The organism is Arthrobacter sp. 18067 (assembly GCF_902706295.1).
In the GTDB taxonomy this organism is placed as follows: Bacteria; Actinomycetota; Actinomycetes; order Actinomycetales; family Micrococcaceae; genus Arthrobacter.
In genome coordinates this window covers 1-14,825 of the sequence record NZ_CACSJJ010000037.1, presented here as the reverse complement: position 1 = coordinate 14,825, position 14,825 = coordinate 1, and the positions used below count along the sequence as shown (strand labels likewise).

The window sequence follows — 14,825 nt, the reverse complement described above, 5'->3', positions numbered from 1 at the left end:
GGGGCGGGACGAGGGGTTCGGGGTTGAGGTCTTCTTCGGTTTCGGCGACAGTGAAGTCGATCCGTTCCCGGCCCCTGACATGGCCGATCGCATATCCAATGGCTCCTGCTATCGGGATGAGGACCCAGAGCCACCCGGCTACGCCTCCCTGGCCTCCGGTGAGGAGGTCGTAGTTCTGGATGCTTAGATAGATCGCTGCGGCGAACCCGAAGGTGCTGATGATGGGTGCGATGGTGGTGCTCCATCGGTTTTCGCCGCGGGAGTTTCTAGCAAAGAATGCCACCACTGCGATGCTCGTGATTCCCGTGATGGTCAGAAGTCCGACGGTGCCCAGGGCCAACAGGTTGGTGTACATGGTGGTGAAGGGGTCGGCTTGGGCCAGCATGAAGATGCCGGTGGTGACCACGGTAGCTGCCGAGACGATGATGCTGGCCTTGTGGGGCGAGTGGTGTATCGGGTGCGTCGAGGCGAGGGCTTTAGGAAGCACTCCTACCCGGCCGAGGGCGAAGACGTAACGGCTGACGATGTTGGTGAATCCCAGCAGTATCCCTAGGAAGCTGGTTACGACGAGGGCGGACATGATGTTGGACCAGGTGCTGCCGACGTAGTGATCGCTGAGGGCAAGGATAAACCCGACAGGGTCGGCTGTCGCCACGTTCTGTATCTCCGCTGTTCCTGCCCCGTTGGCGATCGCCCATGTGGTGACAGCGTAGAAGACGGCGATCAGCAGCACAGCGGCGTAGGTGGCCAGCGGGATGGTGCGGCGAGGGTTGCGGGCTTCTTCGCTGTAGATAACAGTCGCTTCGAATCCGCCGAAGGATGATAGGGCGAACAGGAAGGCGATGCCCAGCCCGCCGGTGAACACCGCTGCAGGGCTGAAACCTTCGTAGCTGAGCTGCCCGCCGCCGCCGGCACTGCCCTGAAACATGATCGCGCCGTCCAGGACGAGGAGGACCAGCACTTCTGCAAGCAGCAGGACTGCGAGGATGCGGGTGCTGAATTCCACCTTGTTATACGCCAGTGCGGCCATGATCACGATCGTCACGACTGTGATCAGCTGCCACGGGACAAAGATGCCGAAGTACTGTTCAATGAGTTGCTGGGCGAAAACGGAGTACGCACCGTACATGCCGCACAGCATGGCCCCGTAGACAAGCAACGCCACGTAGGCTGCCGCCGTACCGGCGCGGTGGGAAAATCCTCGCGCGATGTAGGTGACGAACCCGCCGGCGCTGCCCACGAAGCGGCTCATGGCAACGTAGCCCACCGAGAAAACGAGGAAGAGCACGGCGGCGAGCACATACGTGCCAGACGCTCCCGCGCCGTTCTGCATGAACACCAGCGGTGTGGCGCCAAGAACGGCTGCCATCGGGCCGACTGCTGCAACAACTAGGAAAACCAGGGCCGGGGCGCCCAAGGCTCCCCTTTTCAAAGATTGATGATCTGACATTTGGGGATCTCACTACTTCTTCCGGTGACAACACTGTCCTGTGGAGTAACGCCATGCGTTAGGGAGACCTGCTCACGTTTCATATACGTGGCCGGGTTTCCGTTGGTCCCTGCTGTCGGGTCTCCCGTGTATGACAGGGGCCGTATGCACAAACCGTGTGACACACAACATATATCAATCTAGTGACGCCTGCAAGATCAGCGTTGCACAATGAGTCTAAAGGGTTGATAAATTGGGCTTCCACATGAGATCGATGGGTTCCATTGCGTTGGAAAGCGTGACAAAATGATGACGCGTGTCGCTGCACTGAATTTCCGGGATGAGCCCGAGGCTGCTGCGTCTTGCGAGAAGAGAGGTGTGGATCAGTGCTCAGACAACCAACGGAGTCCCTGCCGCAACGGGTCCTGGTAACCTTGATGGCCGACTACAAGGACACGATCCAGCACTCGGTTCCAGCGTCTGTTTTGACTGCTGTACTGCTTGATTTCGACATCACGCCCGAGGCTGCCAGGACGGCCCTGAGCCGTCTTGGTAAAAAGGGCATTCTGGAGCGCACCAAGTCCGGGCGCTCTGCTGCATACAGCCTCAGCGATGACGCGCTGAAGATGGTCGACGAAGACATGACGCGTATATTTACCTTTGGTGAGCAGAACTCGTGGGATGGGCACTGGACCCTGGTCGCGTTCTCGATCGCCGAGCGCGATCGGGCCAAACGGTATGTACTGCGGACACAACTGCGTGCGCTGGGTTTCGCTCCGCTCTACGACGGGGTGTGGGGCTGCGCGCACGCTACGGTTGACCAAGCCCAGGCGGCATTGGCTGACGCCGGAGTCGATGACGCCTTAGTCATCCGCGGGGACATCGCCGGTGATGTCTCCTCGATCATGTCCCAGTTCAAGCAATCGTGGCAGCTCGATGAGGTCGCGACAAAGTACCAGGACTTCATCCTGTCCGTCACACCCTTGGTGGAAAGGGCGCGAAGCGGCCGGGTTGCCCCAGCAGAGGCCCTGGTTGCAAGGACGCGCGTCATGGACGCCTGGCGTGTCTTTCCCCGCATTGATCCGGACCTGCCCGAATTACTCCTGCCCGCCGAATGGCCCCGTGCACAGGCCCGCACCTGCTTCATGGAAGCGTGGACTCTGTTGAGGGACGCTGCAGAGCTAAGGCTCAAAGTTCTCGTCGAGGACACGGGCAGGTGACGGAGGTTCCCCAGTCCGGTAGCGGCGTCCTGCCGCTGGGGTTTGAGTCGGAGACGATGGCAGGCGCCGTGATCACCATCGACTTCGACGGTGAGCCGGCCACTCTTCTTCACCGATTCTCCGCGACGGAAGTAAGCTGCGAAAGCACCGGGAGCGACCCGGACCAAGGATTCACCGCCCGCTACACATCAGCCAGGCTCCCGGACGGCAGCCGCGCCATCCACTTCATCAAACCCGAGCCTCAAGGCCCTGAGTATGTCACCCTCCTCCTGAACAGCAGCGGCACGGCCGCACTGGCGGCCTGCCACCGCTTCGAGCCCAAGAAGCCTTCCGTCCGGTCACAATTGATCATCATCCGGGGAGCTGTTGGAACGTCATTCTCGTTCGCCAATCTCTCCGATTTTCCCTTGTGGGACCCTCCCCCGAGAACTTTATTGTTTAGGGACTCGCACGGGCCGGGAACGGTGGAAGGAAATTTCAGTAAAGCGGGCCACCTGACCCGCTGGCAGACCCATGCCCCGGCCTCCTGGGGCACGGGCCTGGCCTCTGGACGCCTGCTCGCCCTTTCACCGCAAATCGCCGTTCTCCCCTGGGCTGGGAGGACCGCTGCGGGCACACTACTTCTGGACCGAGAACACCTAACCTATTGGGGAATGACCCTCCCTGCAGAACTGCCGCTGTCCCCCTCACTCAGACAGGTCCAAGGCTCCCTTCAAGGCTGGGACGAAGCCTAGGCAGGGGGCCAACTCAAAGGTCCGCCACTTTGTTGGAGAGACCTCGACCAAAGAATCAATGTTGGTGCAGAGAAGCGTAGTCCCGATCTTCACGTCCTTTGACCGGACGGCACCACCCCAACGGGCCCTCAGCAGTGCGCCGGTTAAGGGTGCTCTCATCCAGGCGTTCGGCCGCGATCGGCACGTTGTTGGTCGAGGCGACCTTCCAGCTCGGCCCCGGCGGACTTCCTCTAATTTCTTTGGCCTCGAAGTGACTCAGAGAAGGTTGCTCGCTGCTTTGGACATCACGTATCTGACGCATATGAGCCCAATCTGCCGTAAAGCCGTCAAGCGGACGACGTGCCGGACGTACCAGAAGGAGGAGACCCGTCGGGTCTCCTCCTTCGTTTGTTGGACAGCGGCCAATACTGACAGCATGCCCAGTCCGATCTAGTGCCACGTTTTCGGTTACTTGCTGATGGTGAGCACGGTACAACAATCAGGGGCACGAGGCGGAACAACAGGGGCACGAGGCGGAACAACAGGGGCACGAGGCGGAACAACAGGGGCACGAGGCGGAACAAGATGACGCTCTCGTGGTTGCCGAGCACTTCAAGCGGCGCAACCGCTTCTAACTAATTCGGTCCTTCGAGGCCACGTTCATTCGGACGCCACCGTCCTTCCTGCGCGGTTTTCGCTCCGCCATTCGAGTGCAGGTGCCCGCGAAAACCGGCCCACAAAAGCAGTGTCCGACGCCCAGATGGCACAAGCGGTACGTGTGTCAGACATCGTTGAGTCACCGATAACGGCAGATCCCGCGAAGCGATCCCGCCAGGCGATGCCACATGCCGAAGACTAGGGACCAGGGCGAAGTACTCGGTCGAACGTTGCGGCCGAACCCCCCTTTGTCCGGAGGGGCCTTCCGGACGAGGTACGTGCTAATGGGCGTCATGTCGCAAGGGCCACATACACGCCAAGAGTAGATGTAGGCCGATGGAGGTCAACCCAGAGGATACAAGCATTCGCAATAAAGAAGATTTAAGTGTGGACAATGTCCACACCCCTTTTGACCTGACAAAGCATCGGTCAGCCCGGTCTTCTCACGCCGAGAACATGCCGAAGCCAGACAGTACCTACGCAAGTTCTCGAAGTCATGTAGCGCTCAATCCCCTTGCCTATGAAGAGGTGTAGGCCAACCACGACCTACCGGACTAACAAGAGAGGAACATATAACCCCAGCTCACAGCCAGCGGAGGGCCCACCAGCCAAGCCCCTGAACCCGCTCCCCACAACCAAACAGGCGACCCGCGGCGCCAGGCACAACCCGCGGCCAGCGTCAGAGGGACCTGACCACCCAGAATGTACACACATTAAAGCAAAAACCCCCTCTGACGAGGGGGTATGCCGTGCCCGAGGTGGGACTCGAACGGGATTCCGAGCCTTGTGAACACTGGGAAGTGGCGGAAACATGCGGAATCCGGGCCAGTTCGGCGGGTGTACGGGGCAGTCCGGGGTGGAAAGTGTGAACATTGTCCACACTTTCTTTTTGCCCGTTTTCCAGCTACCCAGATCCCGCGGAATCCTAGATGGGTTGGCAGTCTCGGTCGATCCGGGCTCCTCAGCTTCGAGCCACTCGCCACCGACTCGTCCGCTGACATCCCGCATCTTCGTGTCCAAAAATGTCACATGAATAGCCTCTCTCCTCGCCTTCATGGATCGAAGTACGCGAAGTCACATGCTTGAAAAACCTGAAACCTGAGGAGGCTGTCCGCCAACTGCATCAAAGTGCTGGTCGCCGGGTCGAACGAATTGATTTGCCACTCCTCCTGATGTGCGGTAATGAGCCCGCGGTAAGTGTGTTCAGAGTCGAGCCAGCATCTCGGCTTTCTTGGCATCGAATTCTTCGGCAGTAACGATGCCGGCATCTCTAAGCGCGCCAAGTTTCTGGAGCTGCTCGAAAATCTCATTCTTATCTTCGGTGCCGCGAATTATGGACGTGGGCGGCGGAGCGCTCTCGTGGGCGGCCGAGAGGTGGGACTTCACTGTTTCCGTGAAGGCTGCCAGTGCCAGAGCGTCCACGATCCATTTCATGGAAACCCTATTTCCTGAAGCGAAGAACGAGATCTTATGTCCCATGGGGCTCTTGGACTGTTCAAAAGAAGAGATGTTCCTGTAGCCGAATGATTCGAGGTCATACCCCCCAAGCTTCTTGGCATAGAAAACGAGACGCTTCTCGGTCGCAATCAAGATGCCGCTTCGTACCGAGTCACTTCCGAGAATCTTGGTCTCGTAGGATCCAAGCACAACTGCCAATGCACTTTCGTTCGGATCCAAGTGGTCAGCAGCGTGCTGTTGGAGCTTGTCTATCTTCGCCATTGCGAGTTCCTTCCCCATGAACGTCCCGTTTCGGACAGGTCACACCCTATGCGCTTACGCCAAGTGACGTGAGTGTTACGTCCCGCGGGTCGCTACCTAAACGAACAAAGGCAGAGCTATCCGAAACTGAAAATTCCGGCTTGCGGCAGTACCTCGATGATTCGCTGCTATACGTATTGGCGCCCGTTACTGAGACATCTGGTATCTTCAACCGTGTTCCAGTTGCTCAGGAATTGAACAGCATCCGGAGCCAGCCCTCCCCACACCTAAACTGCTCGGCCGGCAATCCATCACGGAGCCTTTTCCGACTACCCAACAACCGATGAAGTAACGAAGACCCACTTAAGGCTTTCGGGGGCGTTGCCAGAGAGAGAGCCAGCCTCATGCCGGGTTCGCCGAGTCTGAGGATTTGATCCTCCGCCCGGAAAACCGACAACGGCCCTTCCGTGGAGTTTGGCCTCTGAATGCCTGCGCAAATCCGATCGAGGGTGCCGAAATCCCCAATCTCGTCTTGGTTCGAGGCATCCCCAGGTCGGGACAGCCCCCCGACGGCCGGAAAGGCAGTAGCTGGCTCACTATCGACATCAGCACAATCGGGGGCGTCACCAAGCCTCTCAGCCGACGAAGCTCACGCTCGGGCAGCTGATTTTGCGACCTTTGAATTTGAGGACGGGCGGGCCTGCCAGCGCGCCCAGTCCTGATGTGTTTTTTCCGCAGCGACCTGAAGCAGAGGTAAGTACACGTCCAACAGCGTGTCCATGCTGGTTTCGGCTGCGTTGACCGTGACATTGATGCAGGCCTTCACCTTGCCAGAACCATCACTCACGGGCACGGACACCGAGCGGATGCCCCCTACCAACAACTGATCAGCCACGGCCCAGCCTTGGCTTCGCACCTCACTCAGTGCGGCCAGGATCTCTTCTCTGCCCTGGCTATTGAAAGGCAGTCCTGATCGGGAAGGAACAGTCAGGGCCTCGAGGGCCTCATCCGGTTCCAGTGCGGCCAGCAGGACTTTGCCTTGGGAGGTCAGCAGGGCTGGGAAGCGGGTTCCGATGTCCACGCGAAGGGCGATAAGTTTGGGGACAACAACCTGCGCCACGTAGACGATGTCCGCGCCGTCCAATTGCGCCATGGAGCAGGGTTCGTTAGTTTGCTCAGCAAGGTCCTCCAAGTGGGGTCGCGCCATGTCCCAGAGACCTAAAGACCCAACGTAAGCCATACCCAGCTCAAGAACGCGGGGGGTCAGTGAATGGCTTCCGTGACTGATCCGCACATATCCCAATTCCTCCAATGTCAGCAGGATGCGGCGAGCAGTTGGACGTGCCAGATTCGTAGCCTGGGCGACCTCGCTCAGGCTCATCTGCGGCTGGGCCGGCGAGAAGCTGCGCAGAACCTCCAATCCTCTCGATATCGCCTCAATGAAATCCGGTCCGTGGCCGTTCTCCGCCATAGTTCCCCCTCGCAAGTTGAATTTATGACCCTTGACACATCATCGGTCAACGCTCATTGTATAAAGCATCCTAACTCTTCGGACACATGTCCGCACAGCGGACACTCTGAATCAAAACCAAATTTCTGAGCCCATGGGCGCACTACCGAGAAGGGGCACGATGACTGCTACAACACACACCACGCTCACAACCAACTGGCCGGTCGACCCGATTGAGAGGAGGCGGTACGCGCTTGAACAGGTTGAGCGCATCCGGGACACCCTCGAAGCCGGCGTGAGCGAGTCCCAGCGATTGGGTTGGCTTGAACCAGCATCCGTTCACGCACTTCGGGAGGCGGGCATCATGGGCATCATGACTCCGGACGACCTGGGCGGCAATGAGGTCGACCCCGTAACTGCCTTCGAAGTCATCGAAGCGGTGGGGCGGATCGATCCCAGCCTGGCTTGGGCGACGGCGATCCTGCTCGAGGGAGCGGGGCAGCTCGCCACTCATCTTGAACCCGTTCAGGCCCGCAAAGTCTTCAGCGGTGGGCTGCCGCTGGCGGCGGCATCCCTTCGCCCGGGCGCCGCGGAGCGAGCCGAAGGAGGTTATGTTGTCAGCGGCCGGTGGGACTTTACCAGCGGCATTCACCATGCCGACTACGTTGCCGCAACCTTTTGGACCGATGCGGAAGACGGAGCAACCGAACGACGGATGGCGCTAATTCCGTCAGGACAGTTCGAGATTCAGGATGCATGGCACGTGCTTGGCATGAAGGCCACAGGATCAACAGCCTTCGTGGTCGATTCAGTCTTCGTTGCCGATGAAATGATTTTTGACCCAATGGGATCCCCTCGTCGTCCGGATACCCCGTTGGCCCGCCTCGGCATGACCCCGTACGTGTTGCAGATGCATCCAGGCATGGTCCTCGGTGCCGCACGGAGAGCGCTGGACGAAATCATCGCTGTGGCGCCGACCAAGCGCAGGGGAAGTCGTATCAATATCAGCGCATCGTCCAGCCTGGCCGAATCCTCGTGGTTCCAGCGTGAACTCGGCGAACTAGACGCCCAAGTTCGAGCCGCCCGGGCCCTCGCCCTTGAGGCCAACCAGCTCGTTCAGAATAGGTTGGCAGGCTCCGGTGAAGTGGATCTGGAACTGCTGGACCTCATGCAGACTGCGTGCTCCTTTGCCGGTAAGACCGCCCAGCACGTCATCACCCGCGCCTTCCGCCATACCGGAGCCCAAGCCATAGCGGACGACGGCGTGCTGTCCAGGCTGCTGCGTGACATCAACACCATCCTCGCGCATGGAGTGCTGGGAGAGATCGGCTTTGAACTTCACGGCGAATTTGCCTTGGGTCTGCAGACCCCCCAAAACCGGCGCATGGTCTGAACCGATGTTCGAACCGCCCCGTAAGCATTAAGGAACGTATCGTGGACACACTCAAAGTAAGCAAGCCGCTGGATCCGCAGTTCTTCCGTCGGGTCCTGGGTCACTACCCGACCGGGGTCTGCGTTGTCACAGCCATTGATCCGGAGCTCGGCCCGATAGGCCTGACAGTCGGCTCATTCACCTCGGTCTCCTTGGACCCGGCGCTGATCGCTTTCCTTCCCACGCGTGAATCGGGAACCTACCAACGGATCCGAAGCATCGGCAGATTCTGCGTCAACGTCCTGGCCTCTGATCAGGACGATCTGTGCAGGCTCTTCGCCAAACGCGGAACGGATAAATTCAGCCAAGTGCCGTGGCGCCAAGCACCTTCAGGGGCCCCCATCCTCGAAGGAGCCATAGCCTGGATCGACTGCGGCCTATCGGCCATCCATGAAGCTGGCGACCATGACATCGTCATCGGTGCCGTTGACGAACTAGGCACAGCTGAAGAACCCCAACCTCCGCTGCTGTTCTTTCAAGGCGGATATGGGCGATTCTCCACGCTGTCCCTCTTGGCCGGCTCCGAGGATGACCTGCCCGCACACCTGCGCCTCGCCGACCGGGCAAGGCCCCACATCGAGTCTTTGGCCCAACGGTTCGGAGTCGACTGCCATGCTTCTGCCCTAGTCGGGGACCAAGTGATCCAACTGGCGTACGCCGGGGGCGGAGGATCCGATCTGGGATTCAGCCGAGTCGGACTGCGGCTGCCAGTGGTTCCACCTATGGGTGCGCTCTTCATCGCCTGGGCAGGTCCCGACGCCACCACCCAGTGGATCTCCAGATCCAACAGCAGCGGCGACCCGAGGATCAGATCCTACTTCGAGAACCATCTGGAACTGATTCGCAGCCAAGGTTGGGCGGCCACGCCCGACGATGACCGATTGCACGCCATGGAATCAATCATCAGCAAAATAGCAGCCAACGGCGCACTCCCGGCCAGCCAGCGCAAACTCCACGAACTCCTCGACGACGTGGCCGGAGACTACGCCAAGCTTGCCTCTTCTGAAGACACGCCGGCACACAGCATCTCGGCGCCGGTCTTCGACAGGGAAGGGCGGGTTGTTCTTGCTCTCACCCTCAACGATCGACAGCGGAGGAAGGGCGCGGATCGGGCCGAACACCAGGCGGCTCTGCTGGATGCCGCATCGCGGATGAGCCTCGAAATCCAAGGCCAGCGCGCCTAGACAGCCGGCCCATCCAAACGTCCGCCGAAAACAGGGTCTATCAACCCCTGTCCAAATTCATCATAATGATCACAATGAGTACCACCTTCCACTCCTGAACTGGCAGCCCCCTTTGGGCCTCCAGCGTTTTGCAACACAAGAACAGGACACACCATGATCAACATTCAGCGAACAGCTACTGCCGGCGCAATTGCCGCCGCGCTGGCTCTTACGGGCACGGCATGTTCACCGGCAACAGGTTCCTCCCCTTCCGACGCATCGGCAGACGGCATGACGAGAGTGTCTGTCACCTTAGCCCCGATACCGGATTCCGCGCCCCTGTATATCGCAGTTGAACAGGGCATCTTCAAGAAGCACGGCCTCGAGGTGACCATCACTCCGGCGCCAACAATGGGAGCGAGCATCCCGGCCCTGGTATCCGGGGCCGCTCAAATTGGGGTTCTTGCAAACGTGGATGCCATGCAGGCATCAGCGGCCGGTATCCCGCTGCGCCTTTTCGGAACCACCACAGTCACCACCGACAAACCCGCCCAAGATCCCGGGAAGGTCTACGTCGGCAAAGACAGCGGCATCAAGCAACTCTCTGATCTGACCGGTAAGACCATCGGGGTCAGCGGACTCGGCGGGGCCGGCGAGCTGTCGCTCCGCGTAGCACTGGACAAGTCAGGCCTGGACAGCAACCAGGTCAAGTTCCTTGAGGTGCCTTTGGACAGCATGCTCAACTCCTTGGAGCGGGGACAGGTGGATGCGATCAACACCATCTCCCCCTTTACAAACGCAGCTGAGGCGGCAGGCGCCCGCTACATTCTCTCGCCCGGCGCCGTTGCAGTCCCGAATGCGCTGCAATTTGTCATGGCAACCACTGACCAGTACATCGGAACCAATCGGGCAGTCGTGGACAAGTTCAAGGCCGCCGTCGACGAAGCAACCGCCGTTGCAGCTAAAAACCCTGATGCCGTCCGGTCAATTCTTCCCAATTACAGCGGCACGCCCAAAGAACTCGCTGCTGTCATGCAGCTCCCGGAGTTCAACTCTGACTTCACGAAGGACCGCGCCCGGATCTGGTCCGAACTCATCGCGAAGTACGGGTTTGTGAAGGGAACCATCGATGTCGACACTCTGATCGTGCAGAACGGCTAACCATGGCCACCCGACCACTACGCGGCTACGGCCGCAAAGCAAGCGGCGCTCTCACCATTGTGGTGGCACTGGCAGCGTGGGAACTTGCGAGCAGGACCGGGGTTTTGCCAGGTTCCGTGTTCCCGACCATGTCCAGTACGTTCGGGGCCTTGGTATCCCTGCTGGGCCAAGGGAAGTTTTGGCAGGCATTGGGGCTGACAATGACCAGCTGGGTCATCGGACTCGCCATCGCAGCCTTCGTTGGAATACCCCTTGGTCTGCTCTTGGGAAGAGTGGGATTTCTGTATCGGTCCACGAGACTGCTCATCGATTTCCTCAGCACCATTCCGTCCGTTTCCGTCATCCCCGTCGTTCTCCTGTTGTTTGGAGCGACAACGCAGATGAAGGTAGTGCTCATCGTCTACGGGGCGATCTGGCCCATTCTGGTCCAGACTGCCTACGGAGTCAGGGACACCGACCGGGTCCTCCTCGACACGGCCAGGTCCTACTCACTGACGCGGCTGCGGTCCATCCGCTACATCCTGGTCCCATCTGCCCTGCCCTACATCATCACAGGCGTGCGGATTGCAGCAGTCATCAGCCTGCTACTGGCCGTATCCAGCGAAGTCCTCGGCTCCGCACCCGGCATCGGCATGGAAATGGTCCTGGCTCAATCCGGCGGGGCTCTCGCCCCTACCTACGCCTACGTCGTCCTGATCGGACTGGTTGGTGTGGCTGTCTATCTTGCCTTCAATCAACTATCCAGCCGACTCCTGAGCTGGCACCCCTCGGAGAGAGGAGCGGCGGCATGAAGACGACCCTAGGCAAATCAACTGCCCTGCTGACGGAGGTCTGGCTTCCTATCGTTGCACTAGCAGCGTGGTGGATTTTGAGCAACAAGAGCACTTCGCTCTACTTTCCGCCCCTGAGCCGCATCTTCTCCAAGGTGGGCGAAGTGGTCACCACTCGCTTCGCCTCCGACATACTCCCCAGCCTCCAGAATCTCGGCGCAGGGCTCTGCATCTCAGTCATCATCGGGGTCGCTTGTGGTTTGCTCTTAGGCCTGGTGCCGCCCCTCTATAGCGCTTTCCAGCCGTTGCTGGAGTTTATGCGGGCCATACCCGGCGTTGCGCTGCTCCCGATTGCGCTGTTCCTCTTCGGCATTGGATCGGATATGAAAGTCGCGATCATCGTCTTTGGCGCCTTCTGGCCTGTGCTGATGAATACCATCGACGGGATCCGCGGTATCGACGTCCTCATCAAGGACGTCTCCCGCAGCTACTCCATAAAACCTTGGGATCATTTGACCCGGATCGTGCTTCCAGCCGCATCTCCGCAAATCATCGCCGGCATCCGCATCAGCGTCTCCCTTGGCGTCATCCTCATTGTCGCCAGCGAATACATCGCCTCCACAGAAGGCATCGGCTACATCCAACTGCTCTCCGCCCGTCAGTACCAAATGGATGTGATGTGGGCAGCGCTCCTGCTTTTGGGTGTCCTCGGATACCTATCAAACGTACTTTTCCGAGTTGTTGAACACCGTCTGCTCCGCTGGCATCGAGGCCTGCGAGGAACAGACCTAGGAGGACAGAAATGACTGAAATAACGGCAACACGCAGCAAGACGGGACTTCCCACCCTCACCGCACAAGCGCTTTCCAAGACGTACGGCAGCGGACAGAACGCACGCCAAGTGCTCGGCGACATCAGTTTCGACGTGTACGACCACGAAACTGTATGCATCGTCGGCCCTTCCGGAGCCGGAAAAACAACGCTCCTTCGCTGCCTGGCCGGGCTGATGCCCTCCACCTCGGGCTCCGTCTACATCGGCACCGAAAAGGTTGTAGGGCCACCCCGCCGGATGGCAGTGGTTTTCCAGGACTACAGCAGGTCGCTGATGCCTTGGATGACAGTCGAGGCCAACGTGGAACTACCGCTGCGGGGACGGCCCGGCCTCACCGCAGCCGACCGTCGGCACCGGGCCCAAACTGCCCTGGCAAGCGTTGGCCTCGAGAACAGCGCAAAGCTGCACCCCTGGCAACTCTCCGGCGGCATGCAGCAACGCGTAGCTATCGCACGGGCACTGGCCTACGAACCAGACGTGCTGCTCATGGACGAGCCGTTCGCATCCGTCGACGCCCAGACCCGATCCGACTTGGAGGACCTCACCCACACGATCAAAGCCAAGTACGGAGTGACAATCCTGCTCGTTACCCACGACATCTCGGAGTCCGTGTACCTCGCGGACAGGGTGATTGTTCTTTCCGGGACCCCAACCAGCGTCACTGAAATCGTCCCGATAGACCTTCCCTCTCCCCGGGATCAGATCACCACCAAATCCACCCCGGAGTTCGCCGAACTCCGCGGCCGCATTCTCGGCCTCGTGCGCCGGCACCAGCCAGCGACCACAAGCACGGCAGAGCCAGCGAACGGATCACTCATGAAAGGACCAGACCTTGGATGAAGGAATTCTTCTGCTGAGACTCAGTCTCGCAGTGCTTGTTGCCGGCCACGGAGCACAAAAACTCCTGGGCGTGTTCGGCGGAGCAGGAATCAAGGGAACAGCGCCGCTCTTCGCGGCCTGGGGACTCCAACCGGCTGCCCCAATGGTCGCACTGGCCGGCGGCCTGGAGATAGCGGGCGCCGTGTCGATCGCGAGCGGGCTGGGCACGATCCTGGGGGTGTGCGTCGTCTTTGGAACCATGCTCGTAGCAAGCGCTGTCTCATGGAAAAAAGGACTATGGGCCGCGAAAGGTGGCTATGAACTACCACTTGCCTACGCACTGATCGCATTGGCCATTGGAGTCGCCGGGCCTGGCGCATATTCCATTGACCACGCCGTCGGCCTTCCCGATATGTCCGGAATTACTTTTGCTCTCGGCGCTGCCGTCGTCAGCGCACTCGGCGCCCTGCCACTCCTGCTGCGAATCAACCGGGCAACCAGGGCCGCCACGTAGAACACCAGAACTCAGAAAGCACAGTCAACCCGGCTGGCCCAACGATCTCTAAGGACCTCTTTTGCGTATTGCTAATGTTGATAACCGTGCAGTTGTGCTGGTCAGTGATGACCGGGGCGTTGATGTTGAGGCCGCCAGTGGTGGCAGGTTCGGTCCCGGCCTTGCCGGGATTTATGCCCGCTGGGAAGAGTTCAAGGCCTGGGCCTCGACACTTGCCGACACCGCCGCCGACGTCAGTTTTGACCGGTCCTGGCTCGGATCCCCGTCCCCAACCCCTACCCAGGTCTTCGCGATCGGACTGAACTACTCCGACCACGCCAAGGAATCCGGATTCGAACAGCCCGAGAACCTCCCCCCGGTCTTCACCAAATTCCCCACCTGCATCACCGGCCCCGACACCACCGTCCTCATCCCCGAAGGCGGGAACGTCGACTGGGAAGTAGAACTCGTCGCCATCATCGGCAAACAAGCCCACAACGTCACCGCCGCCAACGCCTGGGACCACGTCGCAGGACTCACCATCGGACAAGACATCTCCGAACGGGTCTCCCAACTCCGCGGCCCAGCCCCACAATTCGGCCTCGGCAAATCCTTCCCCGGCTTCGGACCCACCGGACCCTGGCTCGTCACCCCCGACGAACTCGACAACCCCGACGACCTGGAACTCGGCTGCAGCCTCGACGGCGAAGAAGTCCAAAAAGGCCGCACCAGCGAACTGATCTTCTCCATCCCGGCCCTGATCGAAGGCCTCTCCGCCACCGTCACCCTGCTCCCCGGCGACATCATCTTCACCGGAACCCCCGCAGGCGTCGGCCTGGGCCGGAACCCACAACGCTTCATCCAACCCGGACAAACCCTCGTTTCCCGCATCGAAGGCATCGGCGAAATCACCCAAACCTTCACCACCACCGGCAACTAACCCCCAACCCGGGCTGCCCGGAACCCCAGTCCCGGGCAGCCCGGGTTG

13 protein-coding genes are annotated in these 14,825 nt (G+C 60.0%); 10 read left to right on the top strand and 3 right to left on the bottom strand.

Features of this window, described 5'->3' with window-relative positions; translation table 11 throughout:
* A partial coding sequence (locus GVL04_RS23470; RefSeq protein ID WP_159709028.1) for an APC family permease occupies nt 1–1,369 on the bottom strand: 1,369 nt, incomplete at its 3' end.
* Nucleotides 1,370–1,815: 446 nt separating this feature from the next.
* Here GVL04_RS23470 and GVL04_RS23465 point away from each other — a divergent pair.
* Both GVL04_RS23465 and GVL04_RS23460 read left to right on the top strand, forming a co-directional pair.
* Nucleotides 1,816–2,649 carry a PaaX family transcriptional regulator C-terminal domain-containing protein gene (locus tag GVL04_RS23465; RefSeq protein ID WP_159709026.1) on the top strand — a complete coding sequence of 278 codons (834 nt, stop codon included), beginning with the start codon at nt 1,816–1,818 and terminating at the stop codon, nt 2,647–2,649.
* Nucleotides 2,646–3,383 carry a hypothetical protein gene (locus GVL04_RS23460; RefSeq protein WP_159709024.1) on the top strand — a complete coding sequence of 246 codons (738 nt, stop codon included), beginning with the start codon at nt 2,646–2,648 and terminating at the stop codon, nt 3,381–3,383. Before GVL04_RS23465 ends, GVL04_RS23460 begins: the two co-directional genes overlap by 4 nt.
* 1,839 nt (nt 3,384–5,222) lie before the next feature.
* On the opposite strand, the gene GVL04_RS23455 is transcribed toward GVL04_RS23460, so the two are convergent.
* The gene (locus tag GVL04_RS23455; protein WP_159709022.1) at nt 5,223–5,738 is read right to left on the bottom strand and encodes a PH domain-containing protein; all 516 of its coding nucleotides are present in this window, start codon (nt 5,736–5,738) and stop codon (nt 5,223–5,225) included.
* A gap of 628 nt (nt 5,739–6,366) precedes the next feature.
* Nucleotides 6,367–7,188, bottom strand: a complete 822-nt coding sequence (locus tag GVL04_RS23450; protein ID WP_159709020.1) for an IclR family transcriptional regulator C-terminal domain-containing protein — start codon at nt 7,186–7,188, stop codon at nt 6,367–6,369.
* 160 nt (nt 7,189–7,348) lie between these two features.
* Between GVL04_RS23450 and GVL04_RS23445 the strand changes: the two genes are divergently transcribed.
* The 8 genes from GVL04_RS23445 (at nt 7,349) to GVL04_RS23410 (ending at nt 14,777) form a co-directional block, all read left to right on the top strand.
* Nucleotides 7,349–8,560, top strand: a complete 1,212-nt coding sequence (locus GVL04_RS23445) for an acyl-CoA dehydrogenase family protein (RefSeq protein WP_159709018.1) — start codon at nt 7,349–7,351, stop codon at nt 8,558–8,560.
* A 41-nt stretch (nt 8,561–8,601) separates the two neighbouring features.
* Nucleotides 8,602–9,783 carry a flavin reductase gene (locus GVL04_RS23440; RefSeq protein ID WP_159709016.1) on the top strand — a complete coding sequence of 394 codons (1,182 nt, stop codon included), beginning with the start codon at nt 8,602–8,604 and terminating at the stop codon, nt 9,781–9,783.
* 153 nt (nt 9,784–9,936) lie between these two features.
* Nucleotides 9,937–10,923 (top strand): ABC transporter substrate-binding protein, encoded by a 987-nt coding sequence (locus tag GVL04_RS23435; protein WP_159709014.1) that lies wholly within the window; start codon nt 9,937–9,939, stop codon nt 10,921–10,923.
* A 2-nt stretch (nt 10,924–10,925) separates the two neighbouring features.
* Entirely contained in the window at nt 10,926–11,714 is a 789-nt protein-coding gene (locus GVL04_RS23430; RefSeq protein ID WP_159709012.1) for an ABC transporter permease, read from the top strand.
* On the top strand, nt 11,711–12,499 hold the full coding sequence (locus GVL04_RS23425; RefSeq protein ID WP_159709010.1) for an ABC transporter permease: 789 nt from the start codon (nt 11,711–11,713) through the stop codon (nt 12,497–12,499). The genes GVL04_RS23430 and GVL04_RS23425 overlap by 4 nt, the downstream gene beginning before the upstream one ends.
* Nucleotides 12,496–13,365, top strand: coding sequence for an ABC transporter ATP-binding protein (locus GVL04_RS23420; RefSeq protein WP_159709008.1), 870 nt, complete (start codon nt 12,496–12,498; stop codon nt 13,363–13,365). Before GVL04_RS23425 ends, GVL04_RS23420 begins: the two co-directional genes overlap by 4 nt.
* Entirely contained in the window at nt 13,358–13,858 is a 501-nt protein-coding gene (locus tag GVL04_RS23415) for a DoxX family protein (RefSeq protein WP_159709006.1), read from the top strand. Before GVL04_RS23420 ends, GVL04_RS23415 begins: the two co-directional genes overlap by 8 nt.
* Before the next feature lie 61 nt (nt 13,859–13,919).
* Nucleotides 13,920–14,777, top strand: coding sequence for a fumarylacetoacetate hydrolase family protein (locus tag GVL04_RS23410; protein ID WP_159709004.1), 858 nt, complete (start codon nt 13,920–13,922; stop codon nt 14,775–14,777).
* Nucleotides 14,778–14,825 lie beyond the last annotated feature (48 nt).